General features: G+C 67.3%; 18 protein-coding genes and 2 pseudogenes. 17 read left to right on the top strand and 3 right to left on the bottom strand.

Going from position 1 to position 17,705, the window contains the following annotated elements:
• Nucleotides 1–121 precede the first annotated feature (121 nt).
• The 4 genes from FNH09_RS16235 (at nt 122) to FNH09_RS16250 (ending at nt 4,391) form a co-directional block, all read left to right on the top strand.
• A complete protein-coding gene (locus tag FNH09_RS16235) occupies nt 122–1,450 on the top strand; it encodes an ABC transporter substrate-binding protein (RefSeq protein WP_152888451.1) in 1,329 nt (442 codons plus the stop codon).
• 6 nt (nt 1,451–1,456) lie between these two features.
• Nucleotides 1,457–2,821, top strand: a complete 1,365-nt coding sequence (locus FNH09_RS16240; RefSeq protein WP_152888453.1) for an ABC transporter permease — start codon at nt 1,457–1,459, stop codon at nt 2,819–2,821.
• Complete coding sequence (locus tag FNH09_RS16245) at nt 2,818–3,657, top strand: carbohydrate ABC transporter permease (protein WP_152888455.1); 840 nt, start codon at nt 2,818–2,820, stop codon at nt 3,655–3,657. Before FNH09_RS16240 ends, FNH09_RS16245 begins: the two co-directional genes overlap by 4 nt.
• Before the next feature lie 398 nt (nt 3,658–4,055).
• Complete coding sequence (locus tag FNH09_RS16250; RefSeq protein WP_152888457.1) at nt 4,056–4,391, top strand: hypothetical protein; 336 nt, start codon at nt 4,056–4,058, stop codon at nt 4,389–4,391.
• Nucleotides 4,392–4,890: 499 nt separating this feature from the next.
• On the opposite strand, the gene FNH09_RS16255 is transcribed toward FNH09_RS16250, so the two are convergent.
• Nucleotides 4,891–5,286 (bottom strand): hypothetical protein, encoded by a 396-nt coding sequence (locus FNH09_RS16255; RefSeq protein ID WP_162468669.1) that lies wholly within the window; start codon nt 5,284–5,286, stop codon nt 4,891–4,893.
• Here FNH09_RS16255 and FNH09_RS16260 point away from each other — a divergent pair.
• Nucleotides 5,285–5,638 carry an IS607 family transposase gene (locus FNH09_RS16260; protein ID WP_238426707.1) on the top strand — a complete coding sequence of 118 codons (354 nt, stop codon included), beginning with the start codon at nt 5,285–5,287 and terminating at the stop codon, nt 5,636–5,638. The genes FNH09_RS16255 and FNH09_RS16260 overlap by 2 nt on opposite strands.
• A gap of 64 nt (nt 5,639–5,702) precedes the next feature.
• On the opposite strand, the gene FNH09_RS16265 is transcribed toward FNH09_RS16260, so the two are convergent.
• Nucleotides 5,703–6,941, bottom strand: a complete 1,239-nt coding sequence (locus FNH09_RS16265; protein WP_152888462.1) for an IS110 family RNA-guided transposase — start codon at nt 6,939–6,941, stop codon at nt 5,703–5,705.
• A 614-nt stretch (nt 6,942–7,555) separates the two neighbouring features.
• Here FNH09_RS16265 and FNH09_RS16270 point away from each other — a divergent pair.
• From FNH09_RS16270 to FNH09_RS16315, 10 genes are all read left to right on the top strand, one after another.
• Complete coding sequence (locus tag FNH09_RS16270; RefSeq protein WP_152888464.1) at nt 7,556–7,810, top strand: hypothetical protein; 255 nt, start codon at nt 7,556–7,558, stop codon at nt 7,808–7,810.
• The gene (locus FNH09_RS16275; RefSeq protein ID WP_162468670.1) at nt 7,807–8,181 is read left to right on the top strand and encodes a PIN domain-containing protein; all 375 of its coding nucleotides are present in this window, start codon (nt 7,807–7,809) and stop codon (nt 8,179–8,181) included. Before FNH09_RS16270 ends, FNH09_RS16275 begins: the two co-directional genes overlap by 4 nt.
• 516 nt (nt 8,182–8,697) lie before the next feature.
• Entirely contained in the window at nt 8,698–9,150 is a 453-nt protein-coding gene (locus FNH09_RS16280) for a MarR family transcriptional regulator (RefSeq protein WP_152888466.1), read from the top strand.
• Nucleotides 9,135–9,458, top strand: a complete 324-nt coding sequence (locus FNH09_RS16285; RefSeq protein ID WP_152888468.1) for a replication initiation protein, RepL2 — start codon at nt 9,135–9,137, stop codon at nt 9,456–9,458. Before FNH09_RS16280 ends, FNH09_RS16285 begins: the two co-directional genes overlap by 16 nt.
• A 391-nt stretch (nt 9,459–9,849) precedes the next feature.
• Nucleotides 9,850–10,182, top strand: a complete 333-nt coding sequence (locus tag FNH09_RS16290; protein ID WP_238426708.1) for a helix-turn-helix domain-containing protein — start codon at nt 9,850–9,852, stop codon at nt 10,180–10,182.
• On the top strand, nt 10,179–11,735 hold the full coding sequence (locus FNH09_RS16295) for a helix-turn-helix domain-containing protein (RefSeq protein WP_152888470.1): 1,557 nt from the start codon (nt 10,179–10,181) through the stop codon (nt 11,733–11,735). The genes FNH09_RS16290 and FNH09_RS16295 overlap by 4 nt, the downstream gene beginning before the upstream one ends.
• 86 nt (nt 11,736–11,821) lie before the next feature.
• The gene (locus tag FNH09_RS16300; RefSeq protein WP_152888472.1) at nt 11,822–12,394 is read left to right on the top strand and encodes a transcriptional regulator; all 573 of its coding nucleotides are present in this window, start codon (nt 11,822–11,824) and stop codon (nt 12,392–12,394) included.
• A 959-nt stretch (nt 12,395–13,353) separates the two neighbouring features.
• Complete coding sequence (locus FNH09_RS16305) at nt 13,354–14,901, top strand: DNA primase family protein (protein ID WP_152888474.1); 1,548 nt, start codon at nt 13,354–13,356, stop codon at nt 14,899–14,901.
• Nucleotides 14,902–15,048: 147 nt separating this feature from the next.
• Nucleotides 15,049–15,435, top strand: coding sequence for a DUF6009 family protein (locus FNH09_RS16310; RefSeq protein ID WP_152888476.1), 387 nt, complete (start codon nt 15,049–15,051; stop codon nt 15,433–15,435).
• Nucleotides 15,436–15,645: 210 nt separating this feature from the next.
• Nucleotides 15,646–16,095: a helix-turn-helix transcriptional regulator gene (locus FNH09_RS16315; RefSeq protein ID WP_152888478.1), complete on the top strand. Its 450-nt coding sequence runs from the start codon at nt 15,646–15,648 to the stop codon at nt 16,093–16,095.
• Nucleotides 16,096–16,327: 232 nt separating this feature from the next.
• Here the strand turns inward: FNH09_RS16315 and FNH09_RS16320 are convergent.
• Nucleotides 16,328–16,747, bottom strand: a pseudogene (locus FNH09_RS16320) (alpha/beta hydrolase); the annotation flags it as partial.
• 21 nt (nt 16,748–16,768) lie between these two features.
• Between FNH09_RS16320 and FNH09_RS50180 the strand changes: the two are divergent.
• Nucleotides 16,769–17,188, top strand: a complete 420-nt coding sequence (locus tag FNH09_RS50180; RefSeq protein WP_152888482.1) for a transposase — start codon at nt 16,769–16,771, stop codon at nt 17,186–17,188.
• Nucleotides 17,189–17,236: 48 nt separating this feature from the next.
• Nucleotides 17,237–17,512 (top strand): annotated as a pseudogene (locus FNH09_RS16330) (pirin-like C-terminal cupin domain-containing protein); the annotation flags it as partial.
• Between the last annotated feature and the right edge of the window lie 193 nt (nt 17,513–17,705).

Below are 17,705 nucleotides of genomic sequence, written 5' to 3' on the forward strand. Positions count from 1 at the left end.
GCACCCCCTTGCTCGCCAGCGGCCCCTGCCCGACCGGGGTCCTCCCCGGCTCGACCGCCGCCTGGTGGATCAACGGCCTCTGATCATCCAGCAGTCACCAGCATTCGAAGGGACATCAACGATGATGCGACGACGTACGACCCTGCTCACGAGCTGCACCGCCCTCACCCTCGCCCTCGGCGCCACCGCCTGCGGCGGCAGCGACGCGGTCAGCGCCGGCGGCGGGGACAAGGCACTCAGCGGCCAGACCGTCACCGTGGCCGGCGTCTGGTCCGGCACCGAACAGAAGAACTTCCAGAAGGTTCTCGACGCGTTCAGCGCCAAGACCGGCGCCAAGACGCAGTTCGTGTCCACCGGCGACAACGTCTCCACCGTCGTCGGCAGCAAGATCGAGGGCGGCAACGCCCCCGACGTCGTCATGGTCCCGCAGGTCGGCGTCCTCCAGCAGTTCGCCAAGCAGGGCTGGCTCACCCCCCTGTCGGCCACCACCCAGAAGTCCGTCGACGCCGGCTACGCCCCCGTGTGGAAGAAGTACGGCAGCGTCGACGGCACCCTCTACGGCCTCTACTTCAAGGCCGCCCACAAGTCGACGGTCTGGTACAGCCCCGACGCCTTCAGCCAGGCCGGCGTCAAGCCCCCGACCTCGTACGACGACATGCTCAAGGTCGGGAACACGATCTCCGACTCCGGCCTGTCCGCGTTCTCCGTCGCCGGCCAGGACGGCTGGACCCTCACCGACTGGTTCGAGAACATCTACCTCTCCCAGGCCGGCCCCGAGAAGTACGACGCCCTCGCCGCCCACGAGCTCACGTGGACCGACGCCTCCGTGGTCAAGGCCCTCACCACCCTCGGCAAGCTCTTCAAGGACAAGAAGCTCGTCGCCGGCGGCCAGAAGGAAGCCCTCAACACCGACTTCCCCGGCTCGGTGGAAAAGGTCTTCGGCCCCAAGCCCGACGCCGGCATGGTCTACGAGGGCGACTTCGTCGCCGGCGTCGCCCACGACCAGTTCAACAAGACCATCGGCAAGGACGCCAACTTCTTCCCCTTCCCGCCCGTGGACGGCGGCAAGGCCCCGGTCGTCAGCGGCGGCGACGCCGCCGTCGTCCTCAAGGACGGCAAGAACGCCAAGGCGGGCATGCAGCTCCTCGAATACCTGGCCACCCCCGAGGCGTCGGCCGTCTGGGCGAAGGCGGGCGGCTACCTGTCCCCGAACAAGAACCTCCCCCTCGACTCCTACGGCGACGACGTCACCCGCGCCACTGCCAAGTCCCTCGTCGACGCCGGCGACTCCGTCCGCTTCGACATGTCCGACCAGGCCCCCGCCGCCTTCGGCGGCACCAAGGGCGCCGGCGAGTGGAAGCTCCTCCAGGACTTCCTGCGCGACCCGTCCGACCCCAAGGGCACCGCGGCCCAGCTGGAAGCGGCCGCGGCCAAGGCCTACAAGGGCTGACGGATCATGACATCCACCCTGGTCAAGGAGACGGTCGGCCCGCCGTCCACCGGACCCGCCACACGTGCCCGCCGCTCCCGGCGGCGGGCACGCCTCGGCGCCGTCCTCTTCGCCTTCCCGGCGCTGCTCCTGCTCGGCGCCCTCGTCGTCTACCCCGTGCTCTTCTCCGTCGGCCGCAGCTTCTTCGACGCTTCCGGCACCCGCTTCGTCGGCGCCGACAACTACACCGAGATGTTCCGCGACCCGGCCACCCTCAAGGCCGTACGCAATACGGCCATCTGGGTCGTGGTCGCGCCCACCCTGTTGACCGGCCTCGGTCTGGTCCTGGCCGTCCTGGTGGAGAAGGTCCGCTGGGCGACCGCGTTCAAGCTGCTGCTGTTCATGCCGATGGCCGTCTCGTTCCTGGCCGCCGGCATCATCTTCCGGCTCGCCTACGACGAGGACCCCTCCAAGGGCGTGCTCAACGCGGCCGTCGTCAGCGTCCACGACGCGTTCAAGGACACCTCCGCCTACCCGACCGCGAGGGCCCGCGACGGTCACGGCCTGACCGCGAGCCCCGACGGCTCCTACCGCACGAGCGGCCGCGTGTCGCCCGGCACGTCCGTGGACTTCGGGATGGTCGGCATCGCCCCCGCCGACGTCCCCGCCGACGCACGGTCCGCCTACCCGGCCGCCCAGCGCACGGCCGCGGCCGACGAGGTCGGCGGAGTCGTCTACCTGGACTTCACCCCCGGCGGGGGTGGCAAGCAGGGCGTGGTCGACCGCAAGGAGAACGGACTGCCCGGCATGCGGGTCGAGGCGGTCGACGCCCACGGCAGCACCGCCGCGAGCACCACCACCGCCGCGGACGGCTCCTACCGCTTCTCCGACCTCAAGTCCGGCACCTACACCGTCAAACTCCCCGCATCGAACTTCGCCCAGCCCTACCAGGGCGTGTCCTGGCTCGGCCCGGCCCTCGTCACGCCGGCCATCATCGGCGCGTACCTGTGGATCTGGACCGGCTTCGCCATGGTCCTCATCGGAGCAGGACTCGCGGCCCTGCCGCGCGACGCGCTGGAGGCGGCGCGGATCGACGGCGCCAACGAGTGGCAGATCTTCCGGCGGATCACAGTCCCGCTGCTGGCCCCCGTACTGACCGTGGTCTTCGTGACCCTCGTCATCAACGTGATGAAGGTCTTCGACCTCGTCTACATCATCGCGCCGGGCCCGGTGCAGGAGGACGCGACCGTCCTCGCCACCCAGATGTGGCTGGTGTCGTTCGGCGGCGGCAACAACCAAGGCCTCGGCAGCGCGCTGGGCGTGCTCCTGCTGTTGCTGGTCATCCCGGCCATGGCCTTCAACGTCCGCCGCTTCCGAAGGAGTCAGCGATGAACGCGATCCGGCGCGGCCTGGGCAACAGCCTGGTCCAGGCCTTCCTCGTGGTGACCGGCCTGGTCTGGTTCACCCCGCTGGCGGGACTGCTGGTGTCCTCGCTGCGCTCGGCCCAGGACACCGCCAAGGGCGGCTGGTGGACCGCGCTCTCCAGCCCCGGCCAGCTGTCCTTCGACAACTACTCGGCGCTGCTGAAGAACTCCGGCATGACGCAGTCGCTGTGGAACACGGTGCTCATCTCCGTGCCGACGACCTTCCTGGTCGTGGTCATCGCGGCACTCGCCGGCTACGCCTTCGCCTGGCTCGACTTCCCGGGACGCGACGGCATCTTCCTCGTGGTCGTCGCCCTCCTGGTGGTCCCGGTCCAGATCGGTCTCCTGCCGGTCGCGAAACTCTTCGGGCAACTGGGCCTGTTCGGCACCATTCCCGGCGTCGTGCTCTTCCACGTCGCCTACGGCCTGCCCTTCGCGGTGTTCCTCCTGCGCAACTACTTCGCCGAGATGCCGAAGGAGATGCTGGAGGCGGCCCGTATGGACGGGGGCACCGAGTGGCGCATCTTCGTCCAGCTGGTCCTGCCGGTGGGCCGCCCGGCCATCGCCAGCCTCGCCATCTTCCAGTTCCTGTGGGTGTGGAACGACATGCTGGTCGCCCTGCTCTTCGCGGACAGCTCCTCGCAGCCACTGACCGTGGAACTCCAGTCGCAGATCCGCCAGTTCGGCAGCAACATCGACGTCCTCGCACCCGGCGCCTTCGTGTCGCTGGTGGTCCCGCTGGTGGTGTTCTTCGCCTTCCAGCGGCACTTCGTGCAGGGAGTCATGGCAGGCTCCGTGAAGTGAGGCGCCCCGGCGCGGGTGGGCAGCTCGTGAAGCTGCCCACCCGTATTCGATCCTCTGGCGCCCTCACCGCCAGATCTGTACGAACACGGCATAACTGAGAAGAGAACCGCCAGGGCTGTTTCGGCAGCGACGACCGTCGGGCGATGAAGGCGAGGCGGCCGAGCCCCTGCCGGAACCGGACGCCTTCCACGACTGTTTCCGAAAGGGCAGATTCCTTCCCCCTAGGGGCAGTTGGGGTGCCCGAGCGATCAGGATACTTCTATGCTCCGGCAGTAAGAGGGCCATCCGGAACGGCCCGTATCAGAGCACGCCGGACGAAATTCCCTCCCGGCGCTCATCACGGAGGAAAGTAAGTGCGCTTTCTCAGAAATGCCAAGCGGGCTGGTATTACCGCGATCGTGACCTGCGCCATGACCACGGGCCTGCTCGCCGGCACCGCCAGCTCGGCATCCGCGTCCACGATCCAGAATCAGTGGGTCCAGCTCTGCGCCCAGGGCAACTACGCGGCCTACGTCGAGTTCCCCTACCGAGGCTATTCCTCGAGCTTCGTCGTCGGGCCCGGAGAGTGCCAGTGGTGGAACCGGCCGTCCATCGGCACCTGGGAGCCCATCAACGTCGTCGACGCCTGGACGGGCAAGGTCGTCGGCACCACGTGGTACAAGGGCGACGTCTCCGGTGTGGGCATCGGAGCCGAAGGCTGGGAGGGCGGCAGCCAGTGGATCCAGACCTGGTGACCACACGCACCGTCGATCACCAGCTGTAGCAGGCCGATCCCGGGTGACCGGCCCAGCCCGTTCAGAACGCTGCGGTGGAAGCCGGGATCGTCCTGTTCCATGACGTGAATGCTTACGTGAGACCGATCCGGCAGCGTACAGTCTCGGGCGGCCCGCCGGTCCGGAAGTTCCAGGAGGAACTGGAGGACCGGCGGGCCGTCTGCCGTGCCCGCGAGAGCCCCAGTTTGTCGTCCGCGGGCACCCGGAGCTCTCCCGGTCGCCGACGCCGGTGCACCCGGAACTCTCGCGGTCGCCCACGCCGGTGCACTCAGCGAGGGCGCCTCCTGCCCGGCCGCACCCGGAGCGAGTGCGGCGCAGTGCTCGGTGCGGCGTGGGTGCCGGTGACCGCCGGAGTGCGAGCGCGCTCGACACTCCGACGTGGAGGGTTCCGGCCCCCCGTCAAAGGCCCGGCCGGCCGGCCACTCCGAGCCGCCTTCAGCTCCCGGCCGGCTTCGGATTCCTACTGGTTGTCATGCTGACTTATCTCCGTCGGCGTTATCTGTCCCGAGACGCCATTCACGATGGGCATCTTGATGATTATGTGGCTGGTATAGAAAGCGGCCTGCATGGTCGACTCGCTCAGCAGATTGCGCAGAAGTGTAGGTGAATTCGGCGGCATTTCCCGATAGGCGAATCTCTCACCCACCGGCGAGATGCCCCATATCGTCTGCCTGACGCCTGCTATGGCACCGCCGATGAACAAGTTCAGGATGAGTTGTCCGTCTATCGTCTGATTGGCGTTTTGTATGTGGTTCACGATCAGGGTCGTTTGGAAATTCCCGAGCACCGTGAGGAACCCTTCCTGGATTCCAGCCAAAATCGAATCCTTCCAACCGCGCACGATCCTCGTGAACATGGACGCGGCCACCATGCCGGAAGCGGTCGGCGGTCTGGGTCTGTACGCCCGGGTCTCCTCCCATGACCAGAAGGCGGATCTGGAACGCCAGGTGGCCCGGTTGTCGAAGTGGGCGGCCAAGGCTGGTCACCGGGTCGTTCGTGTTGAGGCGGAGATCGCATCCGGGATGAACGGGGCCCGGTCGAAAGCGAAGCGGTCGCTGGTCGACCCGCAGGTGAGCACGGTCGTGGTCGAGCACAAGGGCCGAATCGGCCGTATGAACGTCGAACTCGTGGAAGCGGCTCTGTCCGCGCACGGCTGCCGCCTCGTCGTCCTTGACGACGGGGAGGTGGAAGACGACCTGGTGCTCTGATCCGCCGGATGGGCGAAAGACCGGAGGTCTCCGCTTCTGAAAGACATCTCACGTGCCTAACGAGTCAAGTCGCTGCAGTCAGATCCGCCGAGACGGAGGTGAAGGCGTGCTGTTCGTCGAAGACCTTCCGGGTCTGCAGGCAGTGGTAGAGCTGGCCGATCATGCGGTTGAACAGGTGCCGCTGGGCTTGTGCATGCCAGTCGCCGCGTTCACGTCGACCGCGGTAGTGGATGGCGGCTCCCGGCGAGGCTGTCAGGGCGGCGAAGGCCCACTGATGACCGGCGTTGGTGAGGCGGTTGTTCTTGATGTAACGGCGTCCGACGAAGCGTTTCTTGCCCGAGGCGCGGGTGATGGGGGCCGATCCCGCATACGCCTTCAGGGCCCGAGCGTCGGCGAACCGTGCGCGATCGTCACCCATCTCGGCCAGCACTCGGGCGCCGAGCTGGACGCCCATGCCGGGGAAACTGAGCAGTATCTCAGCGTCTGGGTGCTGGCGAAAAGACGCTTCCAGCGCCTCGGTGAGGTCGTTCACAGCCAGGCAGGCTGCGTCCAACTGCGTGAGCAGGGAAAGCAGTTGCTGCCTCATCGCTTCCTCGACAAGGGCGGGCTGGTGGGCCTGTTCAGCACGCAGGGCGGTCTTGAGCCGCTCGGCCTCGGCGTCGATCCCGCGGCTGCGGCCGGCCTGCTTGAGTGCGGACCGCAGCCGGGGCAGGGACAGCCGGGCCGCTGTGGTCGGGGTCGGCGCGAGTGCCAGCACCGCGCGGGCCTCGGGGCGGGTCAGCCCGCCTTGCTTACCGAGGAAGGCGTCCAGCGCGACGGGGTAGTAGTCGCGCAACAGCGAGCGGACCTGGTTGGAGACCTGCTGGCGGGCCCAGACCGCGTCCTGCTGGGCGCGGGCCAGGACGGTGATCGCGCGGGCCAGATCGCTGTCGTCGGGCAGCGGCCGGTGGGCGTGCATGTCGGTGCGCAGGATGTTGGCCAGGACCAGGGCGTCGCCAGGGTCGGACTTCTTGCGGCTGACGCCGTGCCGGTCGCGGTAACGGGCGGCGGCGAGCGGGTTGATCGCGAAGATCTTCCGCTTGCCGGTGCGCAGGACCGCCACGAGGAGGCCGCTGGAGGTCTCGATGGCCACTGGTATCGGCGTCTCAGGGCTGTCGCCGTACTCGGCGAGCAGGTCCAGCAGCAGCTGGTATCCGGCGAGGTCGTTGCTGATGCGGCGCTTGGCCAGCAGCTGGCCTTCCTGGTCGACCAGGGCCACGTCGTGATGCGACTCGGCCCAGTCGATTCCGCAGAACACGGACAAACCGTTCCCCTCTCATCGTGCGTTTGCGCAGGTGACAAGCCTGTGCGGGCCACGCGGCGACCTAATCCCAGGACTCGACGGTCCGCCATCTCACCAGCCGTTCGCGGCACCAGCGCACCGCGCGGGCCCCGGTCTCGGCCAGAGCTCGAATGGCTCGCGGAGTTGGAGGGGGTCACCGTGCAGCGGGCTCACACCACGACGATCAACGTTCGGCACAGGCCGGTGAGTTTCGCAGCGGCCCGAAGACACCGGGCGCCACCGCTCTTTCAGGAGGTCTCACGGGACCGGGAATCAACAGGAGTCAGCCCGATGCCCACGAGGCCGACACGAACCTCACCTCATCGACAGTCCGGTCAGCCCCTCAGCGGGGGCCAACCAGAGCCACTACTCAAGGATTAGGAATCGGGGGACCGCCACACGGACTCGCGTCGGTCGAACCTGGTCTCGCTGGTGAACGGTGTCCTGTCGAACGTGGCTTCGACGGGGCACCGCACCCCGCTGAACGGGGCCTGGCCTATCTGGAATGTCCCGGTGGTGGGGATCGTGGAGCACAGTGAGAAGTTGCGACAGCACGCAGAATCCCCATTCTGTCTACCGGCGGTAGAATCGGCTCTATGAGCAAGCCGACGAGCATCAAAACCAGCGAGGAAGTGCGTGACCGGTTGCGCATCCTCGCTGACGAGCGCGGCACGACCATCACAGAGCTGCTGGAGGATCTCGCCACCCGGGAGCTCACGGCTGCCGAGCGGGAGCAGCGCGCCCAGGAGGCTGCCCGGGAGCTCGGTATCGAGTACACCGAGCAGGTCCAGCTGGCCGGCCAGGACGCCTGGGCGAAGATCCGCGCCCATCAGGGCGGCGCCGCCGCATGAACCTGGCGGTTGTCCTGGACCACACCGCTCTGGCCGCCTTGTATCGTGCGGATCCGTTCTTCACCGGCCTCTACATCGAGGCCTCGCGTGGCACTGGCCGGGTCATCATCCCGTCGCTTTCCATACTGGCCGCCGAACGGCAAGTCGCCGGTGCAGGCAAGCACGCGGCGTCCCTGCGGTTCGCGGAGAACATTCCGTTCACCTCGGCGCATGCGGTGGACGCGATGGACTGGAAGAACATCGACTGGCCGGTGGCGCATGCGGCGGCGGTCGCCTGGCAGGCGGTGAAAGCGGGGGAAGCTCTCACGGTCCTGTCGCTGGAACCCGAACTGTATGTGGGCACCGGCATCACCCCACTGAATCCGACCTGACCTTCGCCCTGGCGGACCTGCGGCGCCAGCCGCTGGAAGCCAGGACCACACCGGCTGCCGGCAGCGGCTCGCCGGCGATCTGCCTCTACATCTACGGGCCTCGCCCCTGTCGTGTCTTCGTAGCCGGCCTGCCGTAGTCCGGCAGGCAGCGGGAGGACCCCCACCAGTGGTGTGCTGACCTGCAAAAACACTGCTTCGTACCCGGTTCTGGCGATATGGCAGCGTGCCCTGCGTCGCCCACACGGCTTCGAGGAACGTGGGCCACAGATCCCAGGGTCGTGGTGCCCAGTTCCAAGGAACTGGGCACCACGACCCTGGAAGCCGTGTGGATGGACGTGAAGTTCATCTACAGCGATCACTCGAACCGTGGCTGTGGTGTGGGTGGATGACGGTTCATCGAGAGACGCGTCGTGCAGACACAGTAGATCGACCTGTTGCTCATGTACGTTAAGTGCATCTGGTCGGCCTGGAGGCCGCCCCTCATGCACGGCGCAGCAACAACGCGGGGAGAGACCCTTGGGAGCTGTTCGCAGGCTCGTCGACGCCGAGACCGGCGAAGCCATCCCCTACGCGCCATACGCCTTCTCCGGGAAGCACACCCAGGTGGACAAGGCGCGCGTAGAGGCCATCACCGAGAGCAGGGTCTTCACGCCCAGCCAGAAGTTCCTCGTTCTGTGGTGGATCGGAGTCTCACCCGAGGGTATGGAACCGCTGCGAGCGACGGGGGCCGACATCGGACGCCGAGTAGGGATGTCGACCGACGCGGTCGGAAAGATCAACCGGAAGCTGCTCAAGCACCGCATCCTGATCGTCCGCGGCCGCATCGGAAACTACAACTTTTATCGCATCAGCCCCTATATCTCCTTCCACGGGACCGGGGCCGAGCAGCGTGAAGCGGTCAAGAGCTGCAATCCTCCGGATATCCCTGGCTTCGACGGACAGACCCCGGCACGATGGGAGGCACAGTGAACGACGACAACAAACTCAAGACACTCCACCTGCTGCAGCGCACCGTCGGACTGACAGCCAACCAGCGCCTGGTGGTCATGCTGTATGCCTGTCACCCCGCCGATCGCTCCGGCGCGGTTCTGGAGACGGCCGTGGAGCTCGCCAAGCTGGTGGGGCTGTCCCCGACGGTCTTCTCCCGCACCAGGCGGCAGGTCATCGAAGCCGGCTGGCTGGAGGAATCCGAACGGCTGGCGCACATCCGCTACTACCGGCTCAGCTCGAAGGCCACGGGCGAGAACGTCGTGGTGCAGTTCCGCCGCGCAACCTGACCGGCTCTGCAGGCAGGGTAGATGAACGTCACGTTCATCTACCCTGCCCCAGGGACCGTGCTCCTTGACCTTGCGTCCATGAGTGTCGTCCGCAGCCGCATCCTGTGGCCAGGCTTGCGGGAGCAGCGTCGTGGCAGGACAGGTGCCGGCACGTGCTGCGGGGAGAGAGCGGCGGCGCAGACGTCGATTCGAACCGTGCCGGTGCGCGCGACGAGCGCACCGGCACGCATGGTCGAGCGCTCTCCCGGCCGGCGTCGAACGGTGATGGCCTTCCTGATCGCCTGTCATCCCTCTTCATGCCGGCTTGGGCCGAACGGGGTTGTGGTGCATGCCCTCTTGTCGGCAGGTGTGCTCCCGAAGTGAAATGCGGATACCGCATAGAAAGTGAGTGATGAGCGCTAGACTCGACTTCGTGAGCATGAGTCTTGATGAGCGTGTCCGGTCCGCGGTGGCCGCGCTCCTGCACGCGGCCGGTGAGTCGCAGACCGAGCTCGCCGCTGCCCTGGGCGTGAGCCAGGCGCAGGTCAGCCGTCGTCAGTCCGGTGCGGCGGCCTGGAGTCTGGCCGACTGCGAGGCGGTTGCCACGCACTACGGCATCGACGTTCTCGAACTCCTGGCCGGACCCACCCGGGCGACGGAAGCACTGCCTGCCGCGCGCCGTCGCGTTCCCGGGCGGCAGGCGGCCCACCGTCGTGCTGCGGCCCTCGAGGGCGGCGTGCGATGACAGACTTCGGCGCGATCGACGCCCTGCTTGCCGGCGCCAGGAAAGAGGTGGCGCTGCCGCCCGCTGAGGAGCGGCGCACCCTGCGCGAAGAACTGAACCTCTCGCGCCCCCAGCTCGCGCAGGCCCTCGGCGTCAGCCCGTCCACGGTCGCCGGCTGGGAGTCGGGACGGGACCCGAGCGGCGAGGTACGGGAGAGGTACGCGTACTTCCTTCAGGGAGCGAAGACCAAGCTGGCCGCGGCGGCGATGGCGACGTTCGAGGACGTCGGGGACGAGGAGCCGCAGGAGGCGCCTGGCTCGGATGCCGAGCCGGCAGCCGGCCAGGACGACGATGTCGACGTGCTCGTCGTCCCCCAGCCGTGTGTACTGTGCGGGCAGCTTGCCCGGCATCAGGTCGCCGGGTTCCCGCAGCACCTGGATCCCGCCGAGTGCGCGGCGCCCGGCACCCCGCAACCGGCCGCGCCCGCCGTCTCCGCGCCGACGGCTTCCGTGTCCGCCGCCCCCGCACCAGCTCGTCCGGCTGCGGCCCGCGGCGGTCAGGGCGTACGGATCGTCGCGGCCGGGCGCCGGGTGCAGCCCGAGGACGCGGAACCGGACCTGATCCGCCAGACCGTGACCCAGGTGCTGGCCCAGCACGCCGGTGATGTCGAGGCGGCGACGGCAGCACTGGTCAAGCGGGCGATTCCCGACGTGATGGCCCTGCTGGACCACACCCGCAAGGGTGGCCGCTACGACATCGTCGCCCACCCCTGGCTGCCCGACATCCTGCGCAAGCAGAGCGCCCGGGGCGCCGACCAGATCTGGGAGGCACGCCCGAAGTGGACGCGCCCGGAGCTGCCCGCAGGCGCGCACGAGGTGACAGCGCTCGACATCAACGGGGCCTACCTCTCCGCGCTCAAGACCCATCTGCCGATCGGACAGCTGGAACACTCGACCGGCAATCATCACGACCGTCGCCGCGCCGGGGTGCACCTGATCACCCCGCCCGTCTGGGACCACGACACCGTGCTGCCCAACCCGATCGGCAACCGTGACGAACCCGGCCCCCTGTGGGTCACCGAGCCGACCCTGCGGCTGTTGCTGCGGCTGGCCGGCCCGAAATACGGGCTGTGTGACCCGCCGGAGATCCACGAGTCCTGGACCTCGGGGGCCACCGAGGGGCTGCTGGAGAAGCTCCGCGTCGTGCTGAAGCACGCCCGCGACCGGGCGATCGGCGAGGGCGACGACGTGACGCTGGAGTACGTCAAGCAGATGTACTCCAAGTTCGTCTCCACACTCGGAGAGTCGAACTACAACCGGGAGCTCTACCGCACCGACTGGATGCACCTCATCCGCTCCCAGGCCTTCACGAACCTGTGGTGGAAGGCCCACCGTGCCTACGACGAAGGCCTGATGGTGGTCCGTGCAATGGGCACCGACGAACTCCACCTGATCGGCGACTGGCGCACCGTCTTCCCCGAGGGCCGCGGAGTCACCGAGGTGAAGGTCAAGGACGTCTACACCGTCGGCAGCGACCGGAACCAGACCGATACGGCCCCTGGCAGCCCCTCCTGAGTCGATCCCCCTCTCCGGCGCCGGAATTCCCCCCCCGCCGGGAGGGACGACTGCCCCAGATCAACCCAAGAAGAAAGGTATGGACGATGCCAGAGCGGAACATCGAGTTCGGCAAGTACGGCGCCCGCGGCCTGAAAGGCCACGAAGCCGTCGCCCGCCAACTGGACGCGCTCGCCGGCTACATCGCCACACCCGTCACCGCCCGCCGCGGCCTGATGGCCCGCCTGCACTACCTCACGCGCACCGACCACGCCCGCGCCGCCGCGCGCGCCGCCGGTCTGACCGTCACGGACCGCACCCTGCGCGCCTGGCTGGACGGCGCACGCTCGCCGTCCCGGAAGAACCTGGAACGCATCGAGCAGGCGTACCGGACCGTGCGGCGGGAGAACGTCGCCCGCTACCTCACCGCCCGCCTCAACCGGGAAGGCCGCGGCACCCGGGTCGAGATCCACCCGCTCAACCAGTCCCAGGTCGACCGGCCGCGCCAGCGCGTGGTGGAGTTCCGCACCCTGAATGTGCGCCGCTGGGACCGCATCGTCGCCGCCTGGGCGGCCGACGACGACCGCGCACTGGACGACGCGTGGATCGATCAGGTCGTCGACCTCGGCTCGCAGTGGGGCCAGTACGAATACGTCACCAACGTCGGCTTCGCCGCATAACGGCTTCGATCCGGACTCCCTTCGGACCCGGCCGACCGCCGTCGCCCGGCTCGACGACGCACAGTTCGAGGCGTCACGTCCTGCCGCTCGGCCTCGCGTACCGGCTCAGCCGGTGTCCGACAACTGACACAGGTCCGGGACCACCACGTTGGAACCTCAGCCCACGAAGGCACGCCACGGCGATGGGGTCCGCCGACCGAGCACGCATGCGTATGTCCCCTGGACCCCCGCTCGCCCCGGCCACGCCGTTTTGTCTCCTCTCCGTCCTGACGCCGCCTCGGCTCAGGGGCCCGACGAGTGGGCGACCCAACGAGTGACTTCGGTCCCGCTTGGGTCCCGCGCTCAAAGATGCAGGTCAGATGGGTACGGCTCGCCCTACGGGATTGACGGGACCGAAAGTGCCATATATAGGCTAGATAACTCGAAGGAAAATGTCAGGTACACGTCCGCGCGTGAGTGTGTATTGAGTGCTTTATAACCCCGGCCCTGAGTCCCGTCAGTCCCGTAGGGTGCCGTGTGTGGCCTCTGAGCTGGTCTTTTGGCGGCGCGGCCCAAGCGGGACCGAAGGTCATCCAGCCTGGACGGCCTGGTTGTGGGGGTGGTGTGGAGCCGGGGAAGGAATCGATGGGACCTGATGTTCGACACGTGCGGAGTGCGTGACGCAAGAAGCGAGCTGTGCGCTAGCCTCTGATCAAAAGCAATAATTCAGTCCCGTCAGTCCCGTCGGCTCTCAGAGGCCAGTTGGGGGGAGACGGCCAAAGCGTCTGGGTGACAACGCCCCAGACTAAGAAGCTCAGCTACGACAAGGAATCCTTAGTGCCCGGGCAGGTTGCACCAGATTCGTCAGGACTCCGAGGCCTTCGCTGCGATCGTGCTGCCCATGGGCGACGTGTCGCCTCGACGATGGCATCTGCTCTGAGGGATGAGCTTCAGGGGCAGGGCTTTCCAGAGGGACGCTCATGACCAGCGCCGAACCGGTGCGGTTCGATGCTGCCCTCGCTGCTCGACAGATGCGTCAGACAAGCCTCGACATGGATCTGGACGCAGGACATGGCACTCCGTCTCCCAGAACGGCACTGCACGTTCCTCAGTCGAGCACTTCGGCAAGCCTGCTGCCTGACGAGCTGACGGACCGGGGCAACGCCAAGCTGTTCGCGCGTCTGTACAGCGACCGTTTCCGTCATGTGGAAGGGCTCGGCTGGTACTGCTGGGAGCAGTACCGATGGAAGCGTGCCGGCGGTGAGAAGGGTGCCATGTGGGCGGCCGGGGACATGGGCGAGCAGATGCCCCGTACCGACCCGAGCGGTCTCTTCAGCGACCGTGAGGTGTCCGCACACAGGCGCCGTACTCAGTCCACCGCTGGAATGAAGGCACTCCTCCAGCAGGCGCAGGCCGCACCTGGACTCAGCCTCGACCCCGATTCCATGGACGGGGACATGTACGCCCTGTGCACCCCGAGCGGTGTGGTCGATCTTCGGACCGGAGAGCTGCGCAAGCCGGATCCTCTGTCCGACATGCACTCCAGGGCCACCACTGTGGGTCCCGAGGACATGCCTCTGCCCCGGTGGACCTCCTTCCTGCGCGAGACATTCGGCGACGACGCCAAAGGCCGCGCCACGATCTCCTTCCTGCACCTCCTGCTCGGATACTCGGTCACGGGTGACGTCGGCGCCCAGGTCCTGCCCTTTCTGTACGGTTCGGGAGCCAACGGCAAGTCGGTGCTCCTGGAGGTGATGATGCAGATTCTCGGTGACTACGCCAATGCCGCCCCGCCGGGTTTCCTGATGGAGAAGGGCAAGTTCACCGAGCACAGCACAGAGCTCACCGAGCTGCACGGTCGCCGGATCGTGGTCTGTTCCGAACTCAAACCGAACGACAAGTTCAACGAGGCTCGCGTCAAGCTCCTCACGGGCGGTGACACCATCACCGCGCGTCGTATGCGCCAGGACTTCTTCACTTTCCGCCCCACCCACAAACTGTGGCTCCTGGGGAACCACCGGCCCGAAGTCGGTACTGGTGGCTACGCGTTCTGGCGCCGGATTAGGATCGTGCCTTTCGAGCGGAAGGTTCCCGACGAGCTCAAGATCGACAACCTTGCACAGGAGCTGGTCCGGGATGAGGGCCCGGGCATCCTGAACTGGCTGATCCAGGGAGCCCAGAACTACCTCGCCACCCGAGACCCGCTCCATGGGCCGCCCTCTGTGCGTCTCGCGACCGAGGCGTACGAGCGCACCGAGGATCACATCGGCCGGTTCATCGTCGAGCGCTGCACCACCGGTGAGAACGGACAACCCAACTCCGAGCTGCGAGTCGAGCAGAAACTCCTGTACGAGACCTACGGCCGTTGGTGCTCGGACGAAGGCATCCGTCCGGCGACGAGTCGTGCGTTCGCAAGCCGCATCCGCCAGGAGCTCGGGCTGGCATCCCCGGCAGAGATGATCAAGAACAATGATCGCAAGCTCTACCCGGGGCTGGCGCTTCTCGCCGAAACGGAGTGCGCGGGATGAGGTCGGACACACTGCAGGAACGACTTGCTCGATGCTCTTACGATAGGTATTAGGGCTCCGAGGAATAGGTGTGAGCCTGATACCAGCGGTGATCGCGACGTACGATCCGGCCGGAGGCCGGCCCATGGGACAGGAGGGTCTGCGGGCATGAGCTCGATGCTGCAAGACAGCCAGCTCACCGACGAGGCCGAAGTGGTCTGGGTGGAGGACCCCGGAGACCTCGACTACGTCCGGCAGGCCTTGGACAAAGTGCCCACACGCAGGGGAAGGCCCCGCTACTCGCGCGACGGCCGCCTCATCGGCTACACCAACCTCGAGCAGGGTGCAGCCAGCGATCCCGATTCCGGACTCTTTCCGCGTCGCGCCTTCTTCCTCCTGCCGCACGACCGCGACAACCAGCCCGATGGCCCCTACTCGGTCGGTGCTCCTGGGGAGGCTGTCGATCCTCGCACGATCGAACCCGGCAAGGTAGGCGCCAAAACACCGCGCTCGCAGAGGGGCCAGACCCCGGAAGTAGCGCCGGTCGCTCGCTGACAGGCCCAAGAAGCGATCCGAGGAACGGGACTGAAGGGACCGAACAGACAGGTCGGTACGCGGGGATCCGCAGGCGACGGACCACAACGCGCAACCGTAGGCCGGTTCGTCCGCGTTCCATGCGGAACTTTCAGTCCCGCCGGTCCCTCTGCACGACGACCGCCGTCGGACAGCTACGTTGCTGCCCAAGGCTCCACTGGACATGCCTGGTTGACCGCCCTGGCCGATCCCGCCATCGGCACCGCGCTCTCCCTCATGCACCAGTTCCCCGCCCACGTGTGGACGGTGGCCGAACTGGCCGCCAAATCCGGTATGTCCCGGTCGCACTTCGCGGCTCGTTTCAACGAGCTCGTCGGCACCCCGCCCCTCGAATACCTCGCCACCTGGAGGATCCGCTCGGCCGCACGAGAGCTGCGCACGGGAAACCGGACGATCTCCTCTATCGCCTCGCAATACGGCTACGGCTTGGAGAGCGCCTTCAGCCACGCCTTCAAGCGGGTCATCGAACTCGCCCCGGGTTGCTACCGGGATTCATTCGCAGTGCTGCAGCCTTTAGGCCGAGGGTGGAGCGAATCTTGTGGTGGCGGCGCGGAGCGTCGCGGTGGCGTTCCGGCGGAGCCGGACTGTGGCGGTGACGGATCGCTTGTGTGTTCCCGGTGACGTCGCGGGCGGCGTCCGGGTGCGGCGAGTCCCGTGAGGCACGGCCGCTGTCACATCAGCGGCCGCAGCCGGCGTCCGACCGGCGCAGCCGGCCGAGAACGACGAGGGCGGAGCCTACGGCCATCGAGCCGACCGCCGTACTGCCGACGACGAGGGCCTGCCGGACCTGCCGTCCGGAACCGGTGCTTGCCAGACCCGGGGCGGAGGAGTCGGCAGAGGCCGCCGTCCCGGTGGTCGCACGGGCGGCCTGCTCGACCAGTTGGGCGACCGCGCCGGGCTGGGACACCGTGACGGCGTGCGACGCCTTGATCTCGACGGCATTGGCGTGGGCGCGCTGGGCCATGAAGCGTTGCGAGGCCGGCGGGATGTTGCGGTCCTCCGTGGTGATCAGGGTCCAGGAGGGGATGGTCTTCCAGGCGGCCTTCGTGGCCTTCTCCTGCAGGGCAGAGGCTGCCACGGGACGCTGGGTGGCGGCCATCTGGTCCGTCACCGACATGGGCACGTCGGCGGCGAACTGGTCGTGGAACTTATCGACCTTGATGTACTCGTCGGTCCCGGTGCCGCCTCCCGGAAGCGGGAACGACACGCTGCGCAGGGTGGGGCCGAGCGTGCTCCCGGGGAACTTGTTGGAGAGGTCCAGAGCGCTCTCACCAGCACACCCTGGAAACCGACCTTGGGCGACGGGCATCCGCGGCTGTCCGTCCTCTTGCCCAGCAAGGCATGCCGGGAATGCGAGGACCGCGGGAAGTGCACCGGCAACGTCGATGGCAAAGGGCGCCACATCCTCCTCCTGCCCGAACCCCAGCAGAAGATCCAGTCACAGGTCAGGAAAGACCAGAAGACCAGCAACTGGCTGCAGCGCTGTGCCATCCGATCAGGCTGCGAAGCCACTGTCTCAGAAACGGTCCACGCTCATGGCTTGCGCCACTGCCGCTATCGCGGCCTGGCAAAGACACACGTCCAACACGTCCTCACAGCCGCCGGAACGAACACCGACCGACTCAGTGACTACTTCCTGCCCGGCACCACACCGACTTCTCCGCCACGACCACCCAGCCACTTCAAGCGGCTCTGCCAATCACTGCCGACCTAGAGATCACCAACAGCATCAGTTCAGTGAATCCCCATGTCAGCGGCAGGAGAGTGGGACCCTGTGCACACCGGTCAGACGGCGGTCTTCGGGAGCGGGTCCTCGCTGACCGTCCGCGCCGACAACAAGCGGAACTTCAACGCGCCGGATCTGGAAATCCTCCTGCTCGGCGGCAGATTGATCCACGAACCCATGGCCCACTACGGGCCGTTAGTGATGAACACTTGCGACGAGCTGGAGCAGGCCTTCGAGGACTTCCAGGAGGGACGCCTGGGCACCTTTTCAGTCGTGTACACGATGTCGGAGAACGGCCCTGGGGAGTCCTGATCACGGCCTGCCAGCGCGCAAGGTGCCCGTTGGGGCCCGCCAGAGTGCCCGAGAGGGCCGCATGGCGCCGGCGGGAGCGGAACGGGCGGCAGGGTGGCTTAGGTTGCCGGGGGCGGGTGTGCGGACCGCCTCTACGAACCTTGGACGCGGGGAACACCGTCTCCGTAGCCCCGGCGACCGTCCGCACTCGCGG

Origin of the sequence: Streptomyces adustus (assembly GCF_009377175.1) — a bacterium.
In the GTDB taxonomy this organism is placed as follows: Bacteria; Actinomycetota; Actinomycetes; order Streptomycetales; family Streptomycetaceae; genus Streptomyces; species Streptomyces adustus.